This window comes from Streptomyces sp. TLI_105 (assembly GCF_900105415.1).
Lineage (GTDB): Bacteria > Actinomycetota > Actinomycetes > Streptomycetales > Streptomycetaceae > Streptomyces.
Window position 1 is genome coordinate 111,859 of sequence record NZ_FNSM01000001.1, and the last position, 25,887, is coordinate 137,745.

20 protein-coding genes and 4 pseudogenes are annotated in these 25,887 nt (G+C 70.3%); 7 read left to right on the forward strand and 17 right to left on the reverse strand.

Annotation, left to right across the window (positions count from 1 at the left end):
- Positions 1-1,202: 1,202 nt before the first annotated feature.
- From BLW86_RS00570 to BLW86_RS00575, 3 genes are read right to left on the reverse strand one after another with little or no spacing between them, the layout of a single operon-like run.
- Complete coding sequence (locus BLW86_RS00570) at positions 1,203-4,721, reverse strand: CHAT domain-containing protein (RefSeq protein ID WP_093872174.1); 3,519 nt, start codon at positions 4,719-4,721, stop codon at positions 1,203-1,205.
- A 3-nt stretch (positions 4,722-4,724) separates the two neighbouring features.
- The gene (locus BLW86_RS41780; RefSeq protein WP_177181473.1) at positions 4,725-4,871 is read right to left on the reverse strand and encodes a hypothetical protein; all 147 of its coding nucleotides are present in this window, start codon (positions 4,869-4,871) and stop codon (positions 4,725-4,727) included.
- Positions 4,871-5,497, reverse strand: a complete 627-nt coding sequence (locus BLW86_RS00575; protein WP_256341139.1) for a DUF6338 family protein — start codon at positions 5,495-5,497, stop codon at positions 4,871-4,873. The genes BLW86_RS41780 and BLW86_RS00575 overlap by 1 nt, the downstream gene beginning before the upstream one ends.
- Positions 5,498-6,030: 533 nt before the next feature.
- Here BLW86_RS00575 and BLW86_RS00580 point away from each other — a divergent pair.
- On the forward strand, positions 6,031-6,297 hold the full coding sequence (locus tag BLW86_RS00580) for a hypothetical protein (RefSeq protein WP_093872176.1): 267 nt from the start codon (positions 6,031-6,033) through the stop codon (positions 6,295-6,297).
- A gap of 313 nt (positions 6,298-6,610) precedes the next feature.
- Here the strand turns inward: BLW86_RS00580 and BLW86_RS00585 are convergent, their stop codons facing one another.
- The 4 genes from BLW86_RS00585 to BLW86_RS00600 all read right to left on the reverse strand — a co-directional run bounded on the left by BLW86_RS00585 (position 6,611) and on the right by BLW86_RS00600 (position 10,705).
- Positions 6,611-6,907 carry a hypothetical protein gene (locus BLW86_RS00585; RefSeq protein ID WP_093872177.1) on the reverse strand — a complete coding sequence of 99 codons (297 nt, stop codon included), beginning with the start codon at positions 6,905-6,907 and terminating at the stop codon, positions 6,611-6,613.
- A gap of 222 nt (positions 6,908-7,129) precedes the next feature.
- Complete coding sequence (locus BLW86_RS00590; protein ID WP_256341140.1) at positions 7,130-7,627, reverse strand: DUF402 domain-containing protein; 498 nt, start codon at positions 7,625-7,627, stop codon at positions 7,130-7,132.
- Between the two features lie 562 nt (positions 7,628-8,189).
- Entirely contained in the window at positions 8,190-8,456 is a 267-nt protein-coding gene (locus tag BLW86_RS41405; RefSeq protein WP_143060193.1) for a hypothetical protein, read from the reverse strand.
- Positions 8,457-8,986: 530 nt separating this feature from the next.
- Complete coding sequence (locus BLW86_RS00600; RefSeq protein ID WP_256341141.1) at positions 8,987-10,705, reverse strand: hypothetical protein; 1,719 nt, start codon at positions 10,703-10,705, stop codon at positions 8,987-8,989.
- A 968-nt stretch (positions 10,706-11,673) separates the two neighbouring features.
- On the opposite strand from BLW86_RS00600, the gene BLW86_RS00605 reads away from it, so the two are divergent.
- Positions 11,674-12,207 carry a DUF7822 domain-containing protein gene (locus BLW86_RS00605; protein ID WP_093872180.1) on the forward strand — a complete coding sequence of 178 codons (534 nt, stop codon included), beginning with the start codon at positions 11,674-11,676 and terminating at the stop codon, positions 12,205-12,207.
- 51 nt (positions 12,208-12,258) lie between these two features.
- Here BLW86_RS00605 and BLW86_RS00610 read toward each other — a convergent pair whose 3' ends face one another.
- From BLW86_RS00610 to BLW86_RS00620, 3 genes are all read right to left on the reverse strand, one after another.
- On the reverse strand, positions 12,259-13,350 hold the full coding sequence (locus BLW86_RS00610; protein ID WP_093872181.1) for an IS630 family transposase: 1,092 nt from the start codon (positions 13,348-13,350) through the stop codon (positions 12,259-12,261).
- Between the two features lie 33 nt (positions 13,351-13,383).
- Entirely contained in the window at positions 13,384-14,040 is a 657-nt protein-coding gene (locus BLW86_RS00615; RefSeq protein WP_093872182.1) for a hypothetical protein, read from the reverse strand.
- Between the two features lie 255 nt (positions 14,041-14,295).
- A complete protein-coding gene (locus BLW86_RS00620; RefSeq protein WP_093872183.1) occupies positions 14,296-15,207 on the reverse strand; it encodes a LysR family transcriptional regulator in 912 nt (303 codons plus the stop codon).
- A gap of 136 nt (positions 15,208-15,343) precedes the next feature.
- On the opposite strand from BLW86_RS00620, the gene BLW86_RS00625 reads away from it, so the two are divergent.
- Both BLW86_RS00625 and BLW86_RS00630 read left to right on the forward strand, forming a co-directional pair.
- Complete coding sequence (locus tag BLW86_RS00625; RefSeq protein ID WP_093872184.1) at positions 15,344-16,177, forward strand: inositol monophosphatase family protein; 834 nt, start codon at positions 15,344-15,346, stop codon at positions 16,175-16,177.
- A gap of 40 nt (positions 16,178-16,217) precedes the next feature.
- Entirely contained in the window at positions 16,218-16,814 is a 597-nt protein-coding gene (locus BLW86_RS00630) for an NADPH-dependent F420 reductase (RefSeq protein WP_093872185.1), read from the forward strand.
- Positions 16,815-17,352: 538 nt separating this feature from the next.
- Here BLW86_RS00630 and BLW86_RS00635 read toward each other — a convergent pair.
- Together BLW86_RS00635 and BLW86_RS00640 are read right to left on the reverse strand one after the other, a co-directional pair.
- The gene (locus BLW86_RS00635; protein WP_093872186.1) at positions 17,353-17,556 is read right to left on the reverse strand and encodes a cold-shock protein; all 204 of its coding nucleotides are present in this window, start codon (positions 17,554-17,556) and stop codon (positions 17,353-17,355) included.
- 249 nt (positions 17,557-17,805) lie between these two features.
- Positions 17,806-18,144, reverse strand: a complete 339-nt coding sequence (locus BLW86_RS00640) for a MerR family transcriptional regulator (RefSeq protein WP_093872187.1) — start codon at positions 18,142-18,144, stop codon at positions 17,806-17,808.
- A 737-nt stretch (positions 18,145-18,881) separates the two neighbouring features.
- On the opposite strand from BLW86_RS00640, the pseudogene BLW86_RS00650 reads away from it, so the two are divergent.
- Positions 18,882-19,262 (forward strand): annotated as a pseudogene (locus BLW86_RS00650) (ATP-binding protein); the annotation flags it as partial.
- A gap of 399 nt (positions 19,263-19,661) precedes the next feature.
- Here the strand turns inward: BLW86_RS00650 and BLW86_RS00655 are convergent.
- Entirely contained in the window at positions 19,662-19,949 is a 288-nt protein-coding gene (locus tag BLW86_RS00655) for an STAS domain-containing protein (protein WP_177181506.1), read from the reverse strand.
- Between the two features lie 1,089 nt (positions 19,950-21,038).
- On the opposite strand from BLW86_RS00655, the pseudogene BLW86_RS00665 reads away from it, so the two are divergent.
- Positions 21,039-21,449, forward strand: a pseudogene (locus tag BLW86_RS00665) (RidA family protein).
- A 53-nt stretch (positions 21,450-21,502) separates the two neighbouring features.
- Here the strand turns inward: BLW86_RS00665 and BLW86_RS42775 are convergent.
- From BLW86_RS42775 to BLW86_RS00685, 4 genes and pseudogenes are all read right to left on the reverse strand, one after another.
- Positions 21,503-21,993 (reverse strand): annotated as a pseudogene (locus tag BLW86_RS42775) (IS5 family transposase); the annotation flags it as partial.
- 70 nt (positions 21,994-22,063) lie between these two features.
- Positions 22,064-22,683 (reverse strand): annotated as a pseudogene (locus BLW86_RS00675) (IS5 family transposase); the annotation flags it as partial.
- Positions 22,684-22,805: 122 nt separating this feature from the next.
- Positions 22,806-24,101, reverse strand: coding sequence for a glycoside hydrolase (locus BLW86_RS00680; protein ID WP_256341142.1), 1,296 nt, complete (start codon positions 24,099-24,101; stop codon positions 22,806-22,808).
- A 27-nt stretch (positions 24,102-24,128) separates the two neighbouring features.
- Entirely contained in the window at positions 24,129-25,085 is a 957-nt protein-coding gene (locus tag BLW86_RS00685) for a helix-turn-helix transcriptional regulator (protein ID WP_177181509.1), read from the reverse strand.
- A 62-nt stretch (positions 25,086-25,147) separates the two neighbouring features.
- Between BLW86_RS00685 and BLW86_RS00690 the strand changes: the two genes are divergently transcribed.
- A complete protein-coding gene (locus BLW86_RS00690) occupies positions 25,148-25,762 on the forward strand; it encodes a TIGR03086 family metal-binding protein (protein WP_093872195.1) in 615 nt (204 codons plus the stop codon).
- Positions 25,763-25,887 lie beyond the last annotated feature (125 nt).

Below are 25,887 nucleotides of genomic sequence, written 5' to 3' on the forward strand. Positions count from 1 at the left end.
TTGGAGGCCCCACCTGTGGCCGGCGGTATCTCCCCGGCGAGCTGCCCCCGCCCCGTCGCCCCTCCGGCCCACGGCTTGCCGCGCCGACGATCACCGGACGAGACAGGGGCCCGGGCTCACTGGCCTGAGGCCGGACGCGGGGTAGTCTCCCGGCGCCCGGCCGGCCGAGCTCAAGTGGATCCAGGCCGCGGAGTGGGTCGAGGTCAAGTTCGGCGCCTCGCGGGCCAGCGCGGTCGGCGCACCGCTCTACCGCACCGCCGCCGACGACGCACTCGTCGACGCGCACCCCCAGGTGGACTGGGAGGAGCTGCGCCGGGTCGAGAAGAGCCGGCGTTCTCCACTCGCCGCACGGCGCCTGGAGCCGGAAGCCACGTCGGCACGGGCGTAGGGGCGGCCGCCCGGGGTTCCCGGCTGGCCGCCCTCTCGTTGTGCCGGGGGTGTTCAGGACGTGGGCGTAGACCTTGGGGTCCAGGCCGGTGAGGTGGCGCATCCCGGGGTCGTCGGCCGGGGTGCGCAGGGCTTGGCGGAGGTCGAGGCCGTCGATGGCGAGGGCGTGGGCACCTTCGTGGCGGAAGCCGATCGAGCGGATGACGGCGGCGACGGGACCGGTCCCGTCCAGGAGTGTGGTCTGCATGCCTCCGCCCTCCCCGCGGTGCAGGGCCACCGGTAGGAGTTGTCCGTTGCCTCCGAGAACGGGCAACGAGACGCGGCATGTCAGGGACGGGGGTGGGGGTGGTGCCACGGGAAGTGACTGCTGGACGCGGATGCCGCCCCGGCCCTGGAGCATCTGGACGTGCGGCATCTGCCTGAGGTGACTGCGGCGCAGCGGCGGTGGGCGGGTGTGGCGCGGCGGGCGGTGTGGGCGGGGCTGAGCCGGAGGGGCGTGAGCCACGCTGAGTGCGGCAGGATAGAAACCAACGAGGCCTCCGGCCGCAGCAGTCGAGACGTCAGACATCTCGAAGCCACTGCCCCGTTAGTACATGCCGAATCGCCTCGGTCGCCGCGCTTTCGTTGTCCAGGAGGATGGTTCTAGAGGATGGTTTTATCGGTGTGGAAGGCGAGCGTCACCTAATCGAGTTCTTTCTCTGATGAGCCTACGGCTTGGCACAAAGGGGAGCCATGAGCGGATGCCGGTGACAGCTACCGACACAGTTGGCCGAGTCGGCTGCGGCTCAACCTCCGATGCAACGGAGTGTGCGTAATCAGGCGCCTGCGTGGACGTGTGCGGCCCACACCGACGGCAGGTTCGGATACTTCGTCCTGAGCTGCCTGACCGCGCGATGGACCGCCGCCGACGCGCACAACGCACCGGATCGATCCGCGATCAACTCGCCGTAGATCTGCTGGCTGAAGGCTGGTGCCACGACGTCGTCGACGCGCCAGAGCGTACCGACCACCTGGGAGAACCCGGCTATCTGAAAAGCCGCCAACGGGTGGATCGCCTCGTCGGACAGGCGCGCGGTGGTGCGGGCCGTGTCGCAGGCCGACAGGAACGCGAACTCCGCGTTCCGCAGGCGCAGCCGGGAAAGGTCCAGCACCCGAAAGGGCGCGCGGTCGTGGTCGTGCAGCGCGAGGTGGCTGTCCGAAGGGTTGTCCGGGTCGCTGTACCCGTGGCAGGCGAAGTGCGCCCAGCCACTGGCCGGCAAGGCGTCGAGAACGGCGTCACGAGTCGCGTCCGCGCCGACCAGGACCGTGGCGCCGGGTACGAGAGCGGCCAGGTGGTCGGCTTCGGCCTGTGCGCCAGGCAGGTCCGGGGCGTCCGGAGTGTGCGGCATCGCGACCACCAGCAGCCGCGGCTCGTTCCGGTCGTCGCGGCGGCCCGCGCGGGCGTGGCCCAGAGCGCGGATCGTCGGCGTCGTCGAGGAGATGACGCGGTCGAGGAGCACAGGTCCGCCGTCGCGGTGGTGGCCCGCCGCGTGCAGGGGGAGCAGGCTGAGCGGCCCGACCGGGGCCCACCAGATCCTTGGCCACGGCCCGTCCGCCGCCGGTTCCGCCGTCAGGCCCAGTTCGCCGAGCACAGGGTCCACGACGGTGTCCCACAGCCACTCGAGCGTGTCATGGATCGTCTGCTCGGCGGCCAGCCGCCCCTCCGTGAACGCGGTGTGCAGAGCGCGTACGCGGTGACTCACGGTCTCTTCGCTCAGCCGGTCCAGCACGCGTGACCGGACCCCGTCCGGAGTGATGATCAGCGCGTCACACCGGTGCCGGCTGACGTTGACGTACACGATCGGGCCCTCGTGCGCCTGCGCGGTGAGGTCGGTGAGCAGCGGGGGCCGTAGGAACCGCTCCATCCCGGGCAGCGCGCGGATCCGGTCGGTCACCGCGTCGAGCTCGTCGGCGAGGGCCACGCGGTCGCTCGTGGTGTCGGTTTCGAACTCCGCGGTGAGCGTCCGGAAGCGTTCGGCCAGCTCGGGCGCCCGCTCGCGCAGGTCGGAAAGATCGCCGCGGCTGTCGAGTGCCTGGGCGGCGAGCACGCAACGTCCGGATTCGAGCAGGGTCACCGCGCTCACCTCGTCGCCGGCGGCCAGCGCGCACGCGGCCGCGTCGGCGGCGACCCCGGCGAACCGGCCGAGCCAGTACTGGGCGTCCTCGCGGCCCAGGCGGCGTCCGGCGAGCCGGGGCAGCAGCCGGACCGCGGCGGCGTACCCCTCGGCGGCCACGTCGAACTGCCCGGCCTCGGCGGCCAGATCGCCCCACCGGTCCGCCGCTTCCGCCCGGCTCTCCGTCGGCGATCCGGCAGACGCCGCGGCCTCCCGGTAGCAGTCGAGCGCCTCGGTCAGCGCGTCGCCGTCGCCGAGGTGCCGGAAGCCGAGGGCCAGGACGTTGGCGACGCGGGTCAGCAAACCCGCCCGGGAATAGGCGTCCTGTCCGGGTCTCCGCGCCGCACTCCGGGCCAGGCCGATCGCCTCGGCGAGGAGTTGCGGATCCGGCGGCTCCCGTCGCGCGACGGCGGGTGCGACGGGGTTCGTGCACCAGTCGCCGAGCGCGGCGGCCAGGTTCGCGGTGTACCCGGGCCAGTGCGGGCTGTCCTGCGGAGTCGCGGCCACGGACGCGCGGCGCGCGGCGATCGCGTCCTGCAACGCGTTCCGGTCGCCGAACTTCTCGTACGCCATCCCCAGCACACCGCCGAGATTGGCGAGCCGCCCGGCCCGGTCCGGGTCGTCGTCCGCCGTCACCTCCGCGGCCGCGCGGTGCGCGGCGATCGCCTCGTCGAGCACGCTCGCCTCGCCCGTCCTCATGAACCAGTCGGACAGCATGGCGCCGAGGTTGGAGAGCCGCTGGGCCTGCCCGGCGACCAGGCTCGCGCCGAGGCGGACGGACTCCCGCGCACGGTCGACCGCCTCCGACAACACCTGCAGCTCGCCGGTCACCCGGAACCGGTTGTGCAGCACGACGGCGAGGATCCCGAGCGAACGCGGGTGGTCGCCCTGCCCGGCCGTGGCCTCGGCGGCACGGCGGGCGACGTCGATCGCGTCCATGACGTGGGCCAGGTCTCCGGTCGCGTGGAACAACGCGTTCAGGTTGACGGCGAGGTTGCCCATGAACTGGACCCGCAGCGGATGGCCCGCCGGCGTGCACGCGACCGCCTCCCGCTCGATGCTGATGGCCTCCGCGAGCGCGGCGTGGTCTCCGAACTCTTCGCCCCGGGTGGCCAGCGCCGTGGCGAAGTGGTCCAGCCGCACGCCCCGGCGGGGGTGCCCTGCGGGGGTCGCCGCCGCCACCGAACGCCCGAGTTCGATCGCCCGGTCGAGCAGGGCCGGGTCCCGGGTCTGCTTGAACTCGGCGGCGTACCGGCCGCACGCTTCGGCTTGGGTATCGGCGCGTTCCCAGCCACTGTTCGTTTTCGGGCGCTCGCCGGTGAGCGCGGCCCAGTCTCGTTCCGTCATCGTCAGCTCGAAGAGGTTCTGCGAGTGCCGTGGATCGGTGACCGGGGTGTGGGCCACCAGCGTCTGCCGGACCCGGAGCAGTTCGGCCAGATCATCCCGCGCTCCGTGAGCCCGGTAGCGGTCGTCGAGAAGGTACGCGAGGTTCTTCAACCGGTCGAGCACGTCGGGCGAACCGGCCGGCGTGAGCTCCACCGCTCGCCACGCGGCGTCGACGGCTTCCTCCACGACGCCGGTCTCCCCGGTCTCATGGGACCAGTCGCGCAGGACGACGGCGAGGTAGTGCAGACTCCTGGCGGTGGACACGCCATCGGGGGAGCATGCGACGGCGGTCCGCGCGTGCTCGGCGGCTTCCGCCAGGTGGACGAGGTCTTCCGTCACGGTGAACGCCGTCCGCAGCGCGACGACGAGGTTATCCAGGTAGAACGCCTTCTCCGTGGACGGTGCCTCGTCGACGGCCGTCCGGCTCCAGTCCAGCGCGTCGGCCAGGGTTTCGCGGTCCTGGTTCCGCTGGAACGCGGTGTGCAGCAGCATACCGATGTTGTTGGCGTAGCCCGCCGAATCCTCCGGGCTTTCGTATGCCAGGAGGTAGGCCTCCGTGACTGCCTGGACGGCTTCCTGCAGGAACGCGAAGTCGCCGGTCTGGTGATAGCGGGTCTGCAGCAGGCCTCCGAGATTCGACAGGACCGAGCGACGCTCGGCCACGTCCTCGGCGGCCAGCAGGGCACGGCCGAGGTCGATCGCCTTCTCGACCGACGCGGGGTCCGCGCTGTGCCGGGCCACGTGGAACGCCTCCCGGAACCGCTCGGCCAGGCCGTTCGCGGGGCCGCCACCCACGCGTCAGTCCTCGTTGCCGTTCGAGGTGCCGGCCGGGCCGCCGGGCGCCTCGTCCGGCTCGGCGACCGTGCGTTTCGGGGTGTAGCCGCGTTCCGTGGCCTCCTGCAGCAGCGCCGCCTCTTCGGGCGAGAGCTCGGGTTCCTGCGCCATCATCGCTCCTCCCCCGGCACAGTCGCCGGTTCTCCGGGTCCGACGAACTCCAGCACGTCGAAGTCTTCCGCCCGCAGCAGCAGGCCCGCCGTTCCGTGCACGCGCGCGCCGAACGACCCGTCGGCACCCATCACGCGCGCCGATTCGAGGTACAGCTCGGCCGGGTGGGGGTACGAGGAGGCGTACGACCGGTGGCCGTACCAGCCGCCCGCCCAGTTGCCGTCCTTGAGCCGCACGCGCACGAAGCACGCTTCGCGGTCGCGGAACGCGTGGTCCCAGGCGCTGGGCGTGCGCAGGAACCGAGCCTTGCGCCGCTGCCGATCCACCAGGGAAACGGTGACCGCCACCACGGCCGGCACGACGAGGAACAGCACCACGGCGACGAAGCCGACCACGCGCGGCCGCTCCGCGAAGCCGTCCCAGCCGCCGGTGCCTTGAGCCAGGCGAACCAGCGCCGGCCCCGCCACCACGGCGTACAGGGCGTCCAGCGCGATCGACGCGACGGTCGCCCGCAGCACCCGCTCACCCAGATCACGCTCACCGGGCACCGGCCCACGGCGGCGTTCCCGGACGAACTGATAGGTGACCCCGGGCAGCACCAGAAGGACGAGCAGAGCGAGCTGCACGACGGTCGCAGGCGCCTGCACTCACCACCCCCAAGCCTCACGGACTCCGTTCAATCAGGCTACTGGCTTGCGTCTCCGAGCGCGAACAACGGTACGAGTAAAGGCAGTTGGGGCATCACTCGGTGAGTGATGACCACCTCCCCCACGGCACCGCGCTGAAGATCGCCGAGCAGACCGGCAAGGGAGCGGGCCGCAGCCAAGGCCTTCTGCCCGAAGCCGGTGGTGAGGGTGCGGACAGCCCGTCAGGTCCATGGATGGGGGACCACTGCGGGATACAGCCGGTGCGGTACTCGTCGAGGGTGACACGGTGGTTCTGAGTGGGCGGATGGCCGCTCGGGAGTGTGCAGCCGCCCGGGGAGCGTCCGGGCCCGCGGGCCACCCAGAGGCCGCAGAGTTCGGAGGCGACGGCGTCGGCCCAGTAGGAGTTCATCTCGATGTTGTGGTGCGGCTCGGTGTGACCGCGCTCCAGGTCGCAGGACCACGGTTCCCAGCCCTCCAGGTCCCGGGGGCGGCTTCTCCAGCACGGGGCACAGGTGCTGGCGGGCCTGGCGGCGGAAGCGGAGGGCGGCTTCGAAGCCGGACACGAGCTGCGGCGCCGGCTCTGCCCCGTACCCCGCCGCGCATGCCTCGCCGATCTGCTCGGGCTCGTAGGCGAGACGGACGACACCGCCCGAGGCCCAGTCGGGGTGGGCGCGGACGTGGACGACCGCGTACGGGTCGCCCTGGCCGAACGCCTTGCAGAGCGCGGCGTCGAGCAGGCGGTGGACGAAGTCGTTCTCGGGGATCGGGACATAGCCTGATCGCGGAGGCCGGCTCCGGTAGAGCACCTCGTACGGGTGCACGGCGGAGAGCGGGACGGTCCGGGGCCGGTTCAAGGCGGCGGCATCGACGACCGCCAGGCCGCCGACGCCGAGGTCCGTCACGCGGACGATCGCGCGGTTTCCCGGCCGCAGGGCCCGCAGGACCGCCCCGGTCCTGGGTACGGCGACGGTGGTGTTCACGGCCCTCATCCTGCCGCAGCGCAAGGAGCTCGCGGTGGGAGCGACGGCACCGGCTGCTTCGGTGCCGTGCCCACCGCCTCGTCTGCCTCTCGTCGGCGCGGGGGCGTGCAGTTCAGGGGGTGTCGCCGGTGTAGTAGAAGCGGCAGACGACGCCCGGGCCCGGCACGCGCGGGTCGCCCGGTCGCGGGTCGTACAGGGCGCGGCCGCCGGGCCACCGGGACAGCTCGGTGGTCAGGGCCACGCCGTCGTCGACCTCCTCGGTCCGCCACCCGTGGATGTCCAGCAGGAGACCGTCCAGCGGGCCGCCGACGAGTTCGGCGTAGGTCCGCTCCGGCCGCGGGCCCGGGTCGGGGTCGTCGTGCTCCGCGCCGTAGACCCGGCCGCGCAGCAGCTGCTCGTCACCGTTCATACCGGTCAGTCTTCCAGGAGGCACTGACAACGCGGTCCGCTGCCGGCCCCAGCAGTGGAGGGGGCCTCTTCCCCACGGCCATCGCGTGGGAAAGAGGCGTCGTCGCGGGGAGGCTTGCCCACCCGGGCTGACCAGGGACAACAAGCAGTGTCCGATCTGCTGGGCTCCCGCCTCCGGCAACACCTCCGGTCCCCCGCCGGGCGCAACCGTGCAGACCACGGTTCAGCCACCCTCCGGTGCAACCCTCTCCGCGGTCGCCGTGGTCCGGGGCAGGCGCGGCGTGGGCCAGGCCGGCTCCCACGCCCAGGCCGCCCACCGCTCCGCGTACGCGAAGACACCGGCGCGGTCGGCAAGCATCGTCAGCACCTGGGCGCGGGCGTCGTCGACGGCCTGGTGCTCGATGTCGGAGATGATGCCGAGGCGGCGTACGTGGGCGTATTCGTCTTCGTCCTTCCATTCCCAGCGGGCGAGGTCGGGGTCGACGAGCATGTCGATGGTGAGGTCGAAGGTGTCGAACCCGGCCTCGGTGCGGCGGGTGGGGTGCTCGAAGTCGACGTACCAGTTCCGCGGCCGGCGTCCGCCGCTGTCGGGGACGAAGAAAGCGTTGATGCGGAACCAGGCCGCCGGGGGCTTCCACAGCAGCAGGTCGGTCTCCTGCCACACGGCGGCCGCGAGGTCCCACCGGCCGGTCGCCATCGCGTCGAACGCCTCCGTGCGCACCGAGCGGTCCCCGTCGTCGCGGGCCTTCGCGTACAGGGCGGCCGGCAGGCCTCCGCCCCGGGGGCGCAGGCGGTCACCAGCGCCTCGCCGGTGTCCGCGAGGACCCGCAGCGCCTGTTCTCTCCACACCCGGCCCGTACGGTGCACGTCGCGCCGTACGACCGTCTCGCCCGTCTCGCCCGTCTCGAAACTGCGCACTACGTCTTCCTCCACCGGTCACGCCGGTCACCGCACCGGTGTGACCAATCCGTGCGCCGCCGTCGGTCAAGCCGCATGTCAGTGGCGTGACCGGCCCGTGCAACCCTCAGCCGGATCGGTCTCCGTGCGGCGGCTGGCTCGGTCAGTCCTTCGCGGCGCCGGGGTGCAGGGAATTGAGGCCGATGAGCAGGACCAGGGCCGGATCCACCTGTCCGCCGATGACGTGTACGGGAGGGCCGCTTCGGTCACCGACTGGAACAGCACCTCGAAGTCGACGTCGGTGAGGACGCCGGTGGTGACCGCGCCGATCCGGATGGCTGTGTCGTCGTCCAGGTCTGCGATGGCCTTGCTGAGGTCCCCGACGGTCAGGGCCCGGAGGAGTAGGCACTGCCTGTCCTGCCGGATCCAGTAGTCGAACTCGAAGGTGGGGGGCCGGCGTGGTCGGCGAACAGCAGACACGGCTCCGGATCGGCCGGGGTGTTCTCGGTGTCGCGCGCGGTGCAGCCCGGCAGGGCGACCAGCTTGCGAAACCCGGGCCGCCGGCGCAACCACCATTCGTCTTCGCCCGCGGTCTGCGCCAGGGCGTAGTGCCACTCGCCGTCGTGTCCGGTTTGCAGGTTGGCTTCGTTCACTTCAAGCGGTTCTGGCACCACTGCTGTGAAGTCGGGCCGAGCCTTGGTTGCCGAGGCCGGCACCCCTGGCGGACTGGCAGATCGCGCGCATGCCGCCGCGAAGACGCCAGTGCTGGTTTCCGTGCCGGTGCGCAAACCGAACCGGGTCGCCCGGCGTACCCGAAACAACAAAGGAGGAGTGGCATGGGGGCGGGGTCATACGACGCAGACATGCACGGACTGGAGCTGGCCGGGATCCGCCGACGCCAGGACGACGCACTGGATGCGTGGGCCAAAAGTTCGGGGTCCTAGCAACCGCCGGGCTCCGGCCCGAGCGGGCGACCCGCTCGTCGCGCGGCTGGAGACCGGGCGGTCGCCGGGGCCCTGGGCTCCAGCCTCCGCCAAGAGGAGGGGTGTTGTCCTCCGGACACTATCGGTGGGCGCATGCGGAGAGCGGTCGCAAAGCGGCGCACATACGCCTCACCGTCCATTCGCAGGAGGTGCAGGAGTTCAGGGTCAGTCGCCACGGCCGCCCCGCGGGTCGGCGGTGTTCAGCGCCAAGCTGCCACGGCTACCGCAGCTGCGTCCAGGATGCGGTACAGAACGGGGACCGGGATCGCCGGATTGGCGACCGCCGCGCGTGCCGTGTCGGCATCGTGCAGCAACCCGGCAAGGACGCGGGCCGGCAGCCGCGGATTGCGCATCACGGTCTCGCGGACGTGGGCCGCCGGGTCGTTCAGCAGCCGTATCGCGTCGGCCGGCGACAGCCGGGAATCCTCGGCCGCGCGGCGGCGCACCTCTGCTTCTGGGTCGCGGGCGAAGCGTGCGACGTCGACAGAGGTGGACTCCGGATCGTCCAGGGCCAGGCGGCGCATCCGTCCGCTGGGGTCGCCGGCGTAGCTCAGCAGGCCCGTACGTGGGAAGTTGGGGTGCTTGCGGGGGCGGTCGGGGTGGGTGAAGCTGCCGTCCCACCAGCGCCAGACCTCCAGCAGCATCTCGGCCGGCGCGTCGTCGCACGATTCGGCGAGGAACAGACGGACCGTCCGGTCTTCGTCCCGCGCCAAGCGCTCCACCACGTCTGGTGGAAGATGTCGGGCACGGGCCACGCTTCGCCGGATGAGCGGATGGGACGATACGGCGAGGCGACGCATGGCATCTGCGTCCCCGTGCAGGCACTCGACCCAGGGCAGAGTGTGCGACATCGACGTCGGGTCGAATTCGTAGCGCATCGCGGCACGCTGCTCCTCGCTGAGGTCGGGCCGCAGTGCCACCGCCGAGCGGATGTCGTCGTGTGGGTCTTCTGCCAGGACGGCGACGCTGTGTGCGCTGAGCCGCGGGTTGACGGCCAGTGCTCGGAGTGTCTCCGCGTCCCCGTCTCGGACCAGTTTGGCCTCCAGCTCGGGCGAGAGACGGCACCCTTCGAGCGCGGGCCGGGGCGCGGGCAGCACGGCAAAGACCTCTCGGGGCATGGGGGTGCCGATGTGGTGGGCGAGCAGCGCCGCCGTACGCACCACGTCGTCAGTGTCGGCCAGCAGCCGCTCCCGCAGCGGCGCGGCAAGGTCCTCCCACCGGGCGCAGGCAGCCGCCCGCACCCGGGGGTCGGCGTCGGCCGCGAGGCTGGGGAGGCAGCGGGCGGGGAGCTTGGGGAGTTCGGCGGCCAAGGCGCGGGACGGGCCGGCGAGGAGGTCGTCGTACAGGTCCTCGGGGAGCTCGGCACCCCAAATGCCGGCACGCTCGGCCCACAGCACGCGCCGCCTCGGCGACGGCTCGGCACGGACCAGACGGACCCACTGATCGGACGTGAGCTTGGGCCGGAAGGTGTCGGCAGGCCTCGACCGCACCTGTGGATCGGGGTGCGAAACGGCGGCGTCGAGGACGGCGGGTCGGTCGCATCCGTGCAGGAAGCCCTCCTCTACGTCCAGCAGTCGGATCAGCAGCTCGTCCGGTGCGGCTGGGTTGGATCCAATCCCCTCCGCCCAGTGCAGAGGCCACGCATGTCGGCCGGGCACCGCTGCCCACACCTCAGCGCGCTCCTCCTCCGTCTCGCGCCCGGCGGCCGTGGCAGCCTCCTCCAACCGCTCCGGCAGTCGGTCGAGGGCTGTCACCCGAGGCCCGTCCGCACCGGGCACCTCCGCCAGAAGCACCTGCCCGTCGGGGGAGAGCGCCACGAACCCGGGGTCTCCGGTCAACCCCGGCACACCACCGTCGGCGTAGCGGACCCGGGTCCACCAGGAGTCGTTGCCGCCGATCCGATGCCCCAGGACGGCCACCAGGAACTCGCCGTCGGCATCTGCGAGGCGGCGCCACCACGAGGCGTCGAGCGCTTCGCGGGCCGCTCCCTCCGGCGCCGCGATCCCCCGCGCAATTCGCCAGCCGGCCTCCGGCGGGAACAGGCTGGCCGGGCGCGTCTCCTCGACGATCGTGAGTCCGGCGCATGGGAGCAGTTCGTGAAGTTTTTTCGGTGTTGCACGCGGTCATGATTCCCGCCCACTCGCTGGGGGACAAGGTCCTCAGCCCACCCGCAACCTGCCCTGCCCACGTACGGCGAGCCGTGGCTCCTCTACCCCGAGCAGTATCAGCCCGAGGGCGAGGGGGATGTGCCGGACCAGACCCGCAGCGGACGGACTGCGCCCATTTCAAGACCGTGTTCAAGACCGTGTTGGAGAAGATCCGTCTCCCCCGTCCGAGACACTGCGGCGATACGCGAACGGCGCAAGCGGCGGCAGACCAGTCACGGTCTTGGCCCAGGCTCCCTCGTGGTTGTGGCGAAACCGAGGAGAGCCACTGCGGCGGCGAGTTCTCGTTCGGCCTGGGCGGCTGCGAAGGTTCCCAGCTGCTGGGCGGGCTCCACGCTGGTGATGGGGGCGAAGCGCTGGCGACGCAGGCGTTCGGCGACCTTGACGTCGGCGCGCAGGCGCCGGGCACGGACGCCTGCGCCAGCCGTACGGCGCTGATCTGTTCGTCGGTGGCCTGGTCGGCCAGGCCGTCTCTTCCGGATCGTGCCGACCCGGCACCACGCCTCGCCGCGTTGTCGGGCCATCCAAGTACGCCGACCGAGTACTGGGGCGGGTCCTCCGCCTCGCGATGCACGGCCCCTGGGGGCACCGCCCACCAGTTGCAGCACCGGGAGCGGGCCGGCCCCCACCCCGCCCCGGCCGAGGCCTCCCGCGCGTTCTGACCGCACGGGAGGAGTCCGACGGCGCCGGCATTGTCGGTCCCCGCTGCTAGCGTCACCACCATGGCAAACCGTTCGTATCTCTACTCCGCAGACTCGATGCCGAACGAGGCAGAGATCCCCCAGCGGATCCGATGCATATCCGAGCACAACTGGGACATCCCGCTCGCGCACAAGCTCATGGTGGGGCGCGGAACGACGATCGTCCCGTCCATGATCTGGAACCCTCCGATCGGCATCGCCGCGGACTACGCCGGCGGGGCGGCCCTGCTCCGCGACCTCCTGCGCGCGGTCGGCAAGGGCCTGGAAGGTGACGCCGAGTTCGCCGAATGCGTCGCCAAGACCACAGCCCACCTCGAGAAGCAGCAGGCGAAGTACTTCGTCCTCGAGACCGGGGAGATCGTCTCCATGACGGGCGACGATCCGGCAGCGAGCGTGCGGCGTCTGGCGTCCGAGGACATCCCCGACGCCGTCGCCAAGGCCGAGGCGGCGATCATCGGCCAGAACGACGACTGGCTGGCCTCGGTCCGAGCCGACTGGGAGAGGCACTTCGCGTCCTTCTACAGCGAGGCCCTCTACTTCTCCTTTCCCAACTGACGGGGCCCGCGGCGCGGTGCCGGGCGATCCCGGCCTGATCGGCAAGACACCCTAGTGATCTGAGTCAGAGATTCGTCGGCAGTAGGCGGCGACTTTGTCGAGGATCTCGTCTGCGATCTTGGTCCAGGCGAAGGGTCTGGGGCGCTCGTTCCAGTCGGCGAGCCAGGCCCGGATGTCGCGTTCGAGGGCCTGGACGGAGCGGTGGACGCCGCGCTTGAGCTTCTTCTGCGTGAGTTCGGCGAACCACCGCTCGACCAGGTTCAGCCAGGACGCGCTGGTCGGCGTGAAGTGCAGATGAAACCGGGGATGCCCCAGCAGCCACCGCTTGATGCCGGGTGTCTCGTGGGTCGCGTAGTTGTCCACGATGAGGTGGACGTCGAGGCCGTCGAAGACTTCCTTGTCGAGTTTGGCCAGGAATCTCTTGAACTCCGCTGCCCGGTGGCGGCGGTGCGGGGAGCCGATCACCTTGCCGGTGGCGACCTCGCGGGCGGCGAACAGGGTGGTCGTGCCGGCCCGGAGGTAGTCGTGGCTGCGGCGTTCGGGCACCCCGGGCATCATCGGCAGGACCGGCTGGGACCGGTCCAGGGCCTGGATCTGCGACTTCTCGTCCACACACAGCACCAGAGCCTTCTCCGGCGGGTCGAGATACAGACCGACGACGTCGCGGACCTTGTCGATGAACAACGGATCCGTGGACAGCTTGAACGTCTGCGACCGGTGCGGCGCCAGCGCGAAGGCCCGCCAGATCCGCGAGATGGTCGACTGCGACATGCCCGTCGCCGCGGCCATCGACCTCGTCGACCAGTGGGTGGCGTTCTTCGGCGTCTCCTCGAGGGTCTTGACGATGACCCGCTCGACGTCGGCATCGGTGATCTTCCGCGGGACGCCGGGCCGCGGTTCGTCGCACAAGCCGTCCAGGCCGCGTTCGAGGAAACGCCGCCGCCAGGTGCGGACCGTGTCCGGAGTGATCCGCAGCCGACGGGACACTTCCATGATCGAGTGGCCCTTGGCGCACTCCAGCACGATCCGCGACCTCTGGGCCAGAGCCTGGGCCGTCGTCCGGCGACGTAACCAGCCTTCCAGCACCGCCCACTGGGCGTCAGTGACCGACAACGGCGGAATCTTCGGACCCGGACGACTCATGCCCAACCGACGACGAATCTCCGACTCAGATCACTAGGCCTTCTTCGCCCTGGCGGCAAGGGAGTCGGGTCCGCAGGAAAGACGGGCCGCCTCCAGGGCCACTTCCCCTGCCTTCGCGTTCGTGATCGGGGTGGAGCACTCCAGGACGCCCGAACCGTCGACGGTCCAGCCGACCGCGTGGCCCGCCGCCCGCCTGCCGTCGCCGCAGGAGTACTGGAAGTCGGCGCCGACTTCGCGTACCCAGGCGTACTCCACGAAGGTTCCGGCGCCGTCGACGGTTGTGACGTCGGATCGGAACCCCGGTGCGGGCCTGTGGACGTCGGCGAAGCCGTGGCCGTCGCCTTCGGCCGCGTCCGCTTCCCCGACGCGGACCGCCAGCGAGCGGAGCACGGCCCCCGCGTCCACCCGGGGGCCCTTCTCGAAGGTGACGGCGGTGACCGGGACGTGGAGCGGCGCCGGCTCGTCCGTCAGCCCGCCGCCTCCCTTGCCCAGCTGCTGCTTCTCGGTGACGCCGGTCAGCACGTCCCGCACGTCGACGTCGGACCAGGTGTACGTGCCGTTCGCGCAGACCGCGCCGGTCGTCCGCGTGGCCTGCTCGCCCGCGCCGTCGCCCTCGTTCGTGCAGGCGACCGTGCCGGCGAGCAGCGCGGCGACGGCGCACGCGGAGAGGCCGGTCTTCGTGATCTTCATGCTCGTGTCCCCCTGATGTCTCGCGCCATTGGTCGATGGCGGATCCGATCGTGGCTCCGGGGCGCCGGTCCGGCAAGGGACTTGAGCCACTTCTGAGCTCGGTCACGAGACCGCGGGTCCTTCGTCTCCCGGGCCTTGTCAGGACGGGAGGGCGCCCAACCACTGCACGAGTCACGTTCCCCACCACCCGACCATGATCAACCACCAAAGGCTCGACGTCTCCCCACCCACCATGCACGAGCTCGTCAGAGATCTTTAAAGGTGTGGGTCACGTCGGGGTGCCAACGCGGTCCGCGCCAGATCGCGTAGCCAGACGTGGGCGGGGTCGGTGCCGTAGCGCTGATGCCATGACAGGTACACCGCGGCCGACGGCAGTTCGAACGGCAGTGGGAGCAGGGTCAGGCCGAGAACCGTGGCCGCTGAACGCGTCGTCGATTCGGGGGCTGTGACGAGGAGGTCGGAGCCGCGCACAAACTCGAGCGCGGCCCCTTCTGTGGGCGCGGTCGCCACTACCCGTCGGGTGAGGCCGAGCCGCGCGAGAGCGTCGTCGAGGGCGTTGCCGAGCCTTCCGCGCCGCGAGACGGTGATGTGCTCGGCCGCGGCGTACCGCGCAGCGGTGACGGCCTTGACTCGGGTGAGCGGGTGCCCCCGCCGCACGACGATGACGTGCTGGGTCTCAGCCACCCGGTCGGCGCGAATGTCGGGTGCGGTCGGGCGGTTCGCGTTCGCCTCCAGGTCGACCTCGCCGCGACGCAGCTCGGGGGTGTCGATGCTCGATTCCGCGATGAAGCGCAGACGCACGCCCGGCGCCTGCTTGCGTACGGCCTCGAGAAGCGCGGGGCCACTGAGGGCGACGAGTGAATCGTGCCAGCGGAGTGTGAAGGTGCGCTCGAGCGTCGTGAGGTCGAGTTCGCGGCTCGGTGCCAGCACGGCCTGGACCTGCTGCAGCAGTTCGTGCACCTGTTCCCGGACGGCGATCGCGTACGGCGTCGGGGTCATCGTGCGCCCGGTACGCACCAGGATCTGATCCCCCGTCGTGCGCCGGATCCGGCCGAGGCTTCGGCTCATCGCGGGGGCGGTGACGTGTAGGCGCTCAGCAGCTCCGGCCACGCTGCCTTCCTCCAGGAGCGCATCGAGCGCAGCGAGCAGGTTCAAATCCAATTGCATGAGACTCATCCTAGACGTGCTTTACATGCACTTGAAGTTAATGACGGGCCCTCCTACCTTCGAGATGCGGGCGCAGAAGAACACGGTTTTCGCCTGGTCCGCCTCACCACCCCCCTCCTCAGATCGGAGCACCGTCATGCCCGAGTCGATTCAGCCCACCGGAATTGCCGCAACCGCCGGCTCCGCGTCCGACGCCGACCTGCTCGCGCAGACCGCGATCGCCGTGCGCGAGGCGGCTTCGGCGCTGCGGGAGCGGTTCGGCGACGTGGTCCGTTACCAGACCCGCGAAGAGCTGATGCGCGCGCTCGCCGCCAACGACGACGCGGCCCTCGACGTCCTGCGCCCCCGCCTCGCCCTCCTGCGCCCGGACGCCCGCCTGGTGGAGGACGAACTCGCGGGCGGGGCCCTGCCCCCCGGCGAATGGTGGGTCCTGGATCCGGCCGAAGGCAACGTCAACCACCTGCACGCCCTGCCGGAGTGGGCGGTGACCGCCACCCTCGTGCGCGACAACCAGCCGGTGCTCACCGCAGTCCACCTGCCGTTGACCGGTGAGACCTACACCGCACTCGCCGGCGCCGGCGCCCACCTCGACGGCCGCCCGCTGCACGTGTCCCAGACCTCGGACCTCGGCCTGAGCCTCGTGGCCACGAGCCAGGCCAGGCCGGACGAGGACGAGAAGGTCGTGCGGCGCATCGGCTCCTCGATCACCGCGATGCTCTTCGATGCGCTCGTGGTACGGACATCCGTGCCCGCCACCCTGCACCTGCTGAACGTGGCCGCCGGCCGGATCGACGCCTTCTGGCAGTTCGCCGGGGCCCGCGCGGACCTGCTTCCCGGGGCGCTGCTCGTCGCCGAGGCCGGCGGGCAGATATCCGACGCCGAGGGCCGCCCCTGGACCCCGGAGAGCGAGAGCTTCCTGGCCGCCGCGCCCGGCGTGCACACCGAAGCCGTCACCACGCTCTCCCGCTGACTCCCACGAGAACCACAAGCACCGAAAGGACCACATCAGCATGACCATGATCGCCGTTCTCGGAAACGGCCGCGTCGGCGGCAGCCTGGCCCCAGCCCTCACCCGGGCCGGGCACGAGGTGACCGTGGCGGACCGCTCACCAGGCTCTGCCGCCGACGCCGCCCGGACAGCGCGGATCGTCATCAACGCCACCCCGGGCGCCGGCTCGCTGGAGCGGCTCATCGCGCTGCGCGAGGAACTGCAGGGCAAGATTCTGGTAGACGTCTCCAACGCCACCGTCGACGGACCGGACGGACTGCCGGCCGACCTGCTCTACCCCGGCTCAAGCCTCGCGGAGCAACTCCAAGAAGCGCTCCCCGACACGCGCGTCGTCAAGACGCTCAACACGATGCTCTACACGGTGATGACCGCGCCCGCCGCGCTCACCCAGACGCCGACCGCTTTCCTCTCCGGCAAGAGCCCGGAGGCCAAGCAGGTCGTACGCGGGCTTCTCGCCGACCTCGGCTGGCACCAGGAGTGGATCACGGACCTCGGCGGGATCGAGACCGCGCGGGCCGCCGAAGCCGCGATCCTGTTCGTGCCACACGTGATCCGATCCAGCGGATTCGCGCCTTTCGCAATCTCGATCACCCGCTGAAAGTCCGACGCAACTCTTCCTGGGGATGACCGTGAGACGTGGCGAGCCGGAGTGCCCGAAGGGCTGTCAGGGCGGTGAGTGTGTCAATTCAACGGCCCTGTCTCACATTCGGTGGTCGAGCGGGCCCGCCGGGAAGTAGCCGGCGACGACCGTGGTGAGCGCGGCGACCGGAAGGGTCTGGGCAAGGGTCGTCACCATGGACTGGGCGATGATCACGAAAAGGGTCTTCTTCTTGCACGTGGGCCTGCTCGTTTCCGGGGCCGCACAGGCCGGGAACGCGAAGGCCGTTCGCAGCCGTCTGCTCCACTACGAGCACCTCCCCCGGCGCTGACCGGCCGGACCCTCCGGGGGGCAGCGGGTCAGTGCGGTTCTTCGTGCTCGCTCGCTCACCCAGAACCCAAACCGTTTCGGATCAGTACTGGGCAAGTCAGCCCATGCAAACAACAGGGCAGGGCCGTGCAGCCATTGGCTGCACGGCCCTGAACCTGTTCACCACGCGCTATGCCGCTGGGCTCTTCGCCCCTGCGGGAGGGGCGGGTCAGGCGGGGGTGATGTTCTCCGCCTGGGGGCCCTTCTGGCCCTGGGTGACGTCGAACGTCACGCTCTGGCCCTCCTGGAGCTCACGGAAGCCCGAGGAGTTGATCGCCGAGTAGTGGGCGAAGACGTCCGGGCCGCCGCCGTCCTGGGCGATGAAGCCGAAGCCCTTCTCCGCGTTGAACCACTTCACAGTTCCCGTAGCCATGTCTCATGCCTTCCAGTCGATGAACGCCTCCCGCACCATGCGGAAGGCGGAGGTGATCGCCCTGGTCCCTGCGGCACAGCACAGCAAAAAGCCCACGCCTGGAGCGTGGGCAAGGGGAACATCCGAACCACGACAGCTAACAGGAACGCTACACGCCTACACCCTCCGTGACCACAGGAGGCGACGGCACGTTCAAAAGCGGTCCGTACAAGCAACGTCGACTGGTGCTCGGCGAGCGCGCTGCCGCCCTCAGACGGGGTTGGACGATTCGGGCTTCTCGACAGCCCGGCGGTACTGGTCGTTGAGGCGCTGCGCTTCTTCGAGCTGGCCCTCGAGGACGATGATGCGGCAGGCGGCCTCGAGGGTGGTGCCCTGGTCGACGAGTTCCCGGGCGCGGGCGGCGAGGCGCAGCTGGTAGCGGGAGTAGCGGCGGTGGCCGCCCTCGGAGCGCAGCGGGGTGATCAGGCGGTGTTCACCCAGGGCGCGCAGGAAGGCGGGGGTGGTGCCGAGCATGTCGGCGGCCCGACCCATGGTGTGGGCGGGGTAGTCGTCGTCGTCGAGACGACCGCGTGTGTCGTCTGCTGTCATCTGCACCTCTCTGGGACATGTTGAGGGGCTCTGGTGCCGTACGACACCAGAGCCCCGAAGGAACTACTACACCACCTGCCGACCCTGATACTGCGCCGGCTTTCTGTGTCCGCGGACCCGACCTGACTGCTGCCGGGGGTGCGGGGATCGCGGTTGCTTGACCGGAGACCACCTCACTAACGATGTCCTGCGGTACCCGGACTGAGTACTTCCGTCCGGGCGATCCTGATGGCGCCTCGCTCCTCCGTTCTTTCCTCGGTGATCCATCACTTACCACTGGGGGTACTGCCACTGCCTTCACTGCCGGGTACTGCACTTGCGGGTGCCGCATCTGCCATGACCGCGGTCCCGCTGCGGCGGCCCCTGATCACCGCGGGCCGCCCGGTCCGGCCGTCAGTCCCGTCGCCGTCCTGCAACAACCCTGGCTTCGGGGCTCCACCGCCGTACCGTCCTGCAACTGCTTGTACTGCTTGTACTGCGGGTACTGCTTGCCGGCAGTTCGTCTCTGCCAGGCCCTGCTGTCTCTCTGAGCTACGAGAGAAAATATAGCTACACCGCCCGGCAATGTCTACTGCGGCCAGTGCAGATTTTCATGTGTCCGCCAGTGAGCTAGTCGACCTCGGGCAGAGACTCGTGCGGAGTGTGGGGCGGTCATTCAGCGTCAACCGCCGCATGCCAGGGCAGATGCGGCGGGCAGCGAGGAATGGGTATGAGTCACCCGGCGGCCAGGGGATCTGATGGACATGAGGAGTGTCGATGTCGCCATCGACGGTTCTGCCGGGTCCGTCGCCGCCGCACGCGAGAGCACCTGGCACTTCCTCAAGGCTCTTCTTCCCTCCCCCGCGCCCGAGGGCGCCGAGACCGTGGTCCTGGTGGTTTCGGAGCCGGTCACCAACGCCCTGCGCCACGGCGGCGGCGCCTGCACCCTGGAGCTGACCGCGCACCCGGACCGCATCGAGGTAGCCGTGCACGACCACAGCCCGCACGTGCCACGCATGCGCACCCCTGATCTGAACGAGGGCACCGGAGGGCTCGGCTGGCCCATGGTCAACCGCCTCGCCACAGCGACCACAGTCCCCCGGCGCGCCTCTGGCGGGAAGACCGCCAGCGCCTTCCTTCCCCCGGTAGACCCCGGCGCCCCGGCGCCCCGGCGCCCCGGCGACAGACGGGTGCGCCGGCCCGCCTGGCGGCCCTGGTCCATCACCACTGCCGACATCGCCCCACTCGCTTCTCATCGTGGCCGGAGCGGTCCTCGCTGGTAGACCCTTTCACTCATGGCCCGGTATGTGGATCAGCGGCATACGACGCGGCCGACAGGGCCGGTGAGGGTGCTGGCGCCTGTTGGCGATACCAGCACCCTCACCCGTGCCACGGCTACGCGGCGGGGCGCTGCTGGGCGACAGTGGTTCAGCGCCCTGGGGGTGGGCAGGGCAGGCGAGCGGGGCGGAGTTCGCGGGGCTTTTCGCAGATGAGGAGAACGGCCGTGAGCATCGGGACGCAGGTCAGGAGTATGAAGGTCATGACGTGGTCGCTGGCGTCAGCCTCCCGGCCCGAACCCCTCGCCGTCCTGTGGCGATGGCCGCGTTCAGGAGATGTCCCACGGCCCGGGAAGAGTTGACGAGGCGGAGCCGGCGTCCGTGGCGGTGCCACCAGTCGAGGACCGCGAGGAAACCGGAGTCGCAGAAGGTGACCCGGGCGGTGTCCAGGACAAGGCCGGTGCGGCCGTTGTCTGCGGCGGAGGCCAGCAGTGCCCGCAGCGGGGCGGCGCTGTGGTGGTCGATCTCGCCCGCGAGAGGGACCACCACAGCGGCGCCGAGGGTGGTGCAGGAGGCGATGACTATGACACCGGGTGCGGCGTCCGCGCCCGAGTCGTGTACGACAGCAGGGGCAGAGACGGCAAAGTCGGCGGGCAGTAATCGGGGCGGTGCTTGAGGTGCTCACATCCCATCAACTCCTTCCTCCCAGGCCCGGGAAACGAGCCACGCGGCCCTTTCACCCCCTGTGACCAGCACCGTTCCCCGGCACGAGGGAAGATTCCATCCGAATGAGGCAGATCGCACCCTGGATGCGATTACTGATCACCGAGGCCGTCGCATGGCGTTTCTTGTGGCTGAGCAGTGGATCGTGCTGTCCCGGGCGGCCACCGCGCGGTGACCCGTCAGGGGCAGAGCGAGGCGAGGCAGGAGTCCGGGAGCGGCCGGGTCGCTGCGTATTCCCAGGAGCCGGGTTGCGGCCTCTTCCAGCAGAAGCCTCAGCGCGCGGCGAGATCCGTTCCTCGCGTACCAACCAGATGTCATTCCCGCGGATCCAGGGCGCCAGATGGCGCAGTGGCGGCTCTTGCGGGGAGATGTCCTGGTCGGTGAGCTCAGTGAGTACGGCTGCGATCAGCCGTTCTTCCTGGCGCGTTTCACCCCGGGACCAGACTGGGAGAGCGTGAGGGCGTTGTTCGAGGCCTGGGCGGCCTTCAGAGGCCCGGATCCGGATGGGGCCAGGTTCGTCGCCCTGGTCAAGCCGTTGCAGGACTTGGAGCCCACACTGGCTCCGGTTGACGGCCGGCAGCCTCCGTTGCAGCTCTTCGAGAACTGCATGGTGCGTATCAATGGGTCTGAGGCTCGTCTCCGCTACTGACACAGCGTTTGGCCGTCCGCTGGGGCCGGCGCAGACATATCAGGCCGCAGGCCGGTTCGAGCAGGCCCTGGTGGAGGTCGGCGCGTCGTTCGTAGCGGATGCGGAGCCGCTTGGACTGGGGGTGTCTATTCGATCACGTGAGATCCATCGGGCGGCTGACGGCAGTGGCCCATCACGGGAGTCGACGGGCCAGGAAAATATGTCGAACGCGGAGTCGACCTTTGAGGGGGTCCTGAGTGCCCCGGAACTGCTGCGAAAGGAAGCCCGTGCCGCGTGCTGTCACCTTGATTCGTTCTGCCTCCCTGTCCGATGTCGCGGAGTACGCGTACGCGGCCACGGCCCCGGCCGAGTCGCGACTGATCTTCCTGGCCGGAGCATGACCTCTGAACGAGGATGGCTCCACTGCGGCGATCGGGGACGTCGCGGGGCAGGCGGCCAGGGCTGTGGAGAACATGCGGACCGCTCTGACGGACTCGGGCGCGTCACTGCACGATGTCATCAGCACCCGTGTTCTCGTTGCCTCTCACCGGCGGGAGGACCTGGTGACGGCGTGGGAGGTTGTCCGGGACGCGTTCGGTGACCATGACGTGCCCAGCACATTGATGGGTGTCACCGTGCTCGGCTATGACGGCCAGCTCGTAGAGATCGAAGCCATCGCTGCCGTGCTTGATTCCTGAGCCGACGGGCCATCCCTGCCGAGGGACCAACCGCCCTCCTCGTTCGGCTCCGGTCACGATCGGAGCCGAACGAGGAGGGGGGCAGCGGTGACGGTGCCGAGACAGACGCACCCGCGCTTCTCGTAGCGGGTGGCGACGGCTCTGAACCGTTTGAGCTTTCCGATGGCCCGCTCCACCGTGTTGCGATCTTTGTACCGGTCCTTGTTGAAGCCCGGGGGCCATTTGCCACATGACCCCCGGCGCAGGCGGGCGGCCTTGTGGTCCTTCTTCTCCGGGATCACGTGCCGGATACCGCGCTTGCGGAGGTAGACGCGGATCTTGCCATTGCTGTACGCCTTGTCGGCGCTCACGCTGTCCGGGGTGCGGCGGGACGCCCGAGCCCTGCGCGGGGAACGCGGATCTTGTCCGTGACCGGCTCGAACTGGGTGCAGTCCGCCCGTTGTCCCGGGGTGACGAGCAGGGACAGCGGGCGGCAGCGGCCCTCCGCAACCAGGTGGATTTTGGTCGTCAGTCCGCCGCGGGAGCGGCCAAGGGCTTCACCTGGCGCACCGCCTCGCGTTCGGGCAGTTCACGCCACTGCAGCCCAGTGCTGAGCCGTGGGCGACACCGCGTCAGGCGATCAGGGGTTTGATGCCGCGTTTCCACAGCACGCGGCGGTACTTGTCGAAGTCGTGGCCCCGGCCGGCGTACAGACGTTGGGGCTTGTGGCGGGGGCGTCCCCGCAGTCCCCGGATGGACGGTGGCGTCCAGTAGCGGCAGGAGCTGGGGGATGTCGTGCCGGTTGCCGCCGGTGAGGGTGACGGCGAGCGGGGTTCTGTGTCGGTCGACGATCAGATGGTGTTTGGAACCGGGGCGAGCCCGATCGACGGGCGAGGGTCCGACATGATCCCCCCTTTGAGGGCCCGGACGTGCGATCCGTCCACGGAGCAGTCGTCCAGGCCCAGCAGGCCGGCGTGGCGCAGCTCGCTCAGCAGGGTGGCGTGCAGGCGTGGCCAGGCGCCGGCCTCGGTCCAGTCCCGCAGCCTGCGCCAGGCCGTCACCCCGGAGCAGCCCACGGTCTCTGCGGGGACGTCACGCCACGTGACACCCGTCCGCAGCACGTACAGGACGCCGGCGAGGGCCGCCCGGCCGGAGACCCGCAGCCATCCGGGGTAGCAGCGTCGCCGCTCGGGAGCGGGCGGCAACAGCAGGGCCACCGCTCCCGCAGGGCGTCAGGAACAAGATCAGCACACACCCGGACAGCCTGCCGACCAAGATCGCCGAGCGCTGGATCCGCAGCTCAACTCATTTTGAAACGATCAGTCAGAGGTCGACGCCTCCGATTTCGAAAGTCTGAACACTTTGGGCGTCGAACCATTACCAGAACCGCTTGCCGTGCAGGGCTGTGTCGTCGTTGCGGTAGACGTATCGCTCTGTGCCGGCGGTGGACGTGTACCAGCGGTCCACGAGAGCTCCGTCGGTCGCCACGGTGGTGAAGCGCGAGAGGTCGAAACCGATGTACTGCCCTTCGCCGTGGTTGGCGGCCACGATCACCCGCTTGCGTGAGGAGCGGTCGTAGGCGGCGACGACGTCGGGGTGCCCGGAGTCGACGATCCGCATGCCGGGCCGGATGTGACGCATGTACAGGGCCAGGACGTAGTACTTCGTGTTGACGAGGCCGAGCTGGTTGTTGACGAGTTCGATGGGGCCATACGTACCGCCGTTGTTGTTGTCGACGATCTGCCAGTAGACCCACGCTGTGGGGTGGAGCCAACGCATGTCGTAGCCGATGGTGCGGGCGATGGTCATGCCGCTGGCGTCGCCGTCCGTGTACTCGGACATCCAGATCGGCTTCCCGGACGCCTCAGCCGCGGCGTAAAGCAGGTCGCGGCGGGTCTCAGTGCGGTAAGCGTGGACATTGATCCGTCCAGCCGCCTGCCGGGTGTCGGAGTCGAACTGGTTCCAGGTGGTCAGGGCGTAGTCGTAGCCGTTCTCGTCCATGGCCGGGATTTCCCTCCAGGACAGGCCACGGGCGTCGAGCTGGGCGCGGGTCTCGCGGATGAGTCGCGCCTGCTGGGCGGGATCAAAGAAGCAGCCCTCCTGGCCGCGGCCCATCTCCGGCGTCCACGGCAGGGCCGGCTCGTTCACCGGCTGCACCGAGCGGAAGTCGATGCCCCAGTGGTCGTGGGCGTACCGGGCGATGGTGGCAAGGTAGGCCGCGTGGCGCCCGTAGTCGCCGTTTTGAAGGTTGCTGGTCCACCCCGCGTCGTAGCCGCGCGGATCGTCGTTCCGCAGCATCCACCACATGGGCGAGTTGGAGAACAGCTCGAAAATGTCGGCCCCGCGGTCCCTGGCCATCCACATCATGTCGCGCTGGTTGGCGTCGGCGTACCAGTTCCAGCTGGTGGAGGACGGATCGTCGTTGAACCAGTCGAGCTGGTAGCCCTCGATCTCCTTGTTCCGCCCGGTCGGCCCAGGCCCGGTCGAGTGCCTGTTCCGCCGCCGGGACGTTGGCCTCGGCGTCCTCGTGCCGGTTCTGTGCGTCGAGGTAGGCGATGTTCTTCTTCGTGCGGGGCGGAGCCTGGGACGGGGCAAGGGGTGCCAGGAGGTTATGACGTTGTCGGCTGTTGGCCGGGTGGTGGTCAGCCTGTCTGTGGAAGTGTCGGAGGTCACCCGTAGGGCCGGCGCGCTGCCTTTTGCTCAGAAAGAGCCCGGCGGTCCGTACACACCGGCCAGCTCAACCGCCAGACGTGCGAGTCGTTCCCTTGCCTCCGGCGGGTCCAGCACCTCGACGCGTGCCCCCAGCCCGGCCAGCTGTGTCGCGACGACCTCCGGCGTGGGCCCGTCGACCCGTATCTCCGTCCACCCGTCGGGGAGTACCGGACCGACGTGCAGGCGTCCGTCGAACAGCCGCTCCAGGATCGCCATGGCACCCGGCTCGGCCCGGGCCCGAACCGTCGCCGCGTACAGCCGCTCCTCCAAGCGCGCGGCGAACGAACGCCAGACGGTGGGAAGGTCGAAGCTGGGTGGCCGTACGACGGGCTCGCCGGTTGCCTCGACCGAGGCGACCCGGCTGAGCCGGAAGGTCCGCAAGCCCTGCTCCGTCTCGGCGACGAGGTAGTCGCGACCCGCCTTGGCCACGAGCCCGAGCGGATGGACGGTTCGCACACCGACGGGCTTGCCGGGCCCGGCATACCCGAGCCGCACCTGGATCCCGTCCACCACGGCCCGCCGGAGCGCGTCGAGGTGCGGCCCGGTGGCCGTGACGTCGGCGCGCGACCAGTCCGTGCCGTCGGTGAGGCCGGCCCGCGACGCGGCCTCGGCGCCCGAACGCAGCGGTGCGGGCAGCGCACGCACCAACTTGCGCAGTGCCGTACGGAGTTCGGGCGTGGTGGACGAGGGGCCAGCGATCAGGAACAGCGCCCGGATCTCCTCGGCGGTCAGCCCGGTGAGGTCCGTACGGGCGCCGCCGACCAGCGACCAGCCGCCGCCGCGGCCACGCTGCGAGTAGACGGGGATGCCCGCAGTGGACAGGGCCTCCAGGTCGCGGCGTGCGGTCCGTGGCGACACTTCCAGTTCGGCGGCGACCTCGGCCACGGTCACACGGGTGCGCGTTTGGAGGAACAGCAGGGTTGCCACCAGGCGATCGGCTCTCATAGCGACCATTCTCTTCCGGAAAGTGGCCAGGAGATGACCTGTTCGGCTTCCAGGATGAGGCCATGACGCACACCGAGAACACCCCACGGTCCACTGTCACCCCTGACGCCACCGACGACCCTCGCCAGGGCCTGCTGAAGGCGATCGCGCTGGCCGGGCGTACCGTCGCCGCAGTCCGGCCCGAGCAGTTCGACGGGCCCACGCCCTGCACCGAATTCACCGTCCGGCGGCTGGCCGGGCACCTCGTCGCCGTCCTGCGCCGGATCGCCCTCGCCGGGCGCGGCGGCGACGTGACGAGTCTCCCCACGGTCGCCGACGACCTCACGGACACCGAATGGCAAGAGGCGTGGGACGCCGCGGTGCGTGAAGTCGAGGCGGCGTGGGCGGATCCCGCGATCCTGGGCCGGACACTGACACTGCCGTTCGGCAGCCTTCCGGGTGCTGCCGCCGCAGCCGTCTGGACCTCGGAATTCACCGTTCACACCTGGGACGTGGCCACCGCGACCGGCCAACTCCCGGACTGGGACCCCGAACTCGTGGCGATCTCGTACGCCGCCATGAGGCGCGGGCTGCCCGCCGGGCCGCGTGACGGTGCGCCGTTCGGGGCCGCAGTGGACGTCGACGCGGACGCGCCGGCCATCGACCGCCTCGTGGCGTGGTGCGGACGCAAGCCGTAATCAGCATCCCAAACAGGGAGGGCGGCCCCATGGCCGGGGTCGCCCTCCCTGCACGTTCGGGCAGGACGGCGCCACGACCCGGCGGCCGGCGGCGACGTTGCGCTCCTTCTCGCGGACCATGAAGG

Coding starts and splice junctions, on each gene's coding strand:
- BLW86_RS41780 (WP_177181473.1), bottom strand. CDS start 4,871: ATGGCGCAGGAACCCGAGCTCTCGCCCGAAGAGGCGGCGCTGCTGCAG.
- BLW86_RS00585 (WP_093872177.1), bottom strand. CDS start 6,907: ATGAACGGTGACGAGCAGCTGCTGCGCGGCCGGGTCTACGGCGCGGAG.
- BLW86_RS00605 (WP_093872180.1), top strand. CDS start 11,674: ATGGCAAACCGTTCGTATCTCTACTCCGCAGACTCGATGCCGAACGAG.
- BLW86_RS00610 (WP_093872181.1), bottom strand. CDS start 13,350: ATGAGTCGTCCGGGTCCGAAGATTCCGCCGTTGTCGGTCACTGACGCC.
- BLW86_RS00615 (WP_093872182.1), bottom strand. CDS start 14,040: ATGAAGATCACGAAGACCGGCCTCTCCGCGTGCGCCGTCGCCGCGCTG.
- BLW86_RS00620 (WP_093872183.1), bottom strand. CDS start 15,207: ATGCAATTGGATTTGAACCTGCTCGCTGCGCTCGATGCGCTCCTGGAG.
- BLW86_RS00625 (WP_093872184.1), top strand. CDS start 15,344: ATGCCCGAGTCGATTCAGCCCACCGGAATTGCCGCAACCGCCGGCTCC.
- BLW86_RS00630 (WP_093872185.1), top strand. CDS start 16,218: ATGACCATGATCGCCGTTCTCGGAAACGGCCGCGTCGGCGGCAGCCTG.
- BLW86_RS00635 (WP_093872186.1), bottom strand. CDS start 17,556: ATGGCTACGGGAACTGTGAAGTGGTTCAACGCGGAGAAGGGCTTCGGC.
- BLW86_RS00640 (WP_093872187.1), bottom strand. CDS start 18,144: ATGACAGCAGACGACACACGCGGTCGTCTCGACGACGACGACTACCCC.
- BLW86_RS00685 (WP_177181509.1), bottom strand. CDS start 25,085: ATGAGAGCCGATCGCCTGGTGGCAACCCTGCTGTTCCTCCAAACGCGC.
- BLW86_RS00690 (WP_093872195.1), top strand. CDS start 25,148: ATGACGCACACCGAGAACACCCCACGGTCCACTGTCACCCCTGACGCC.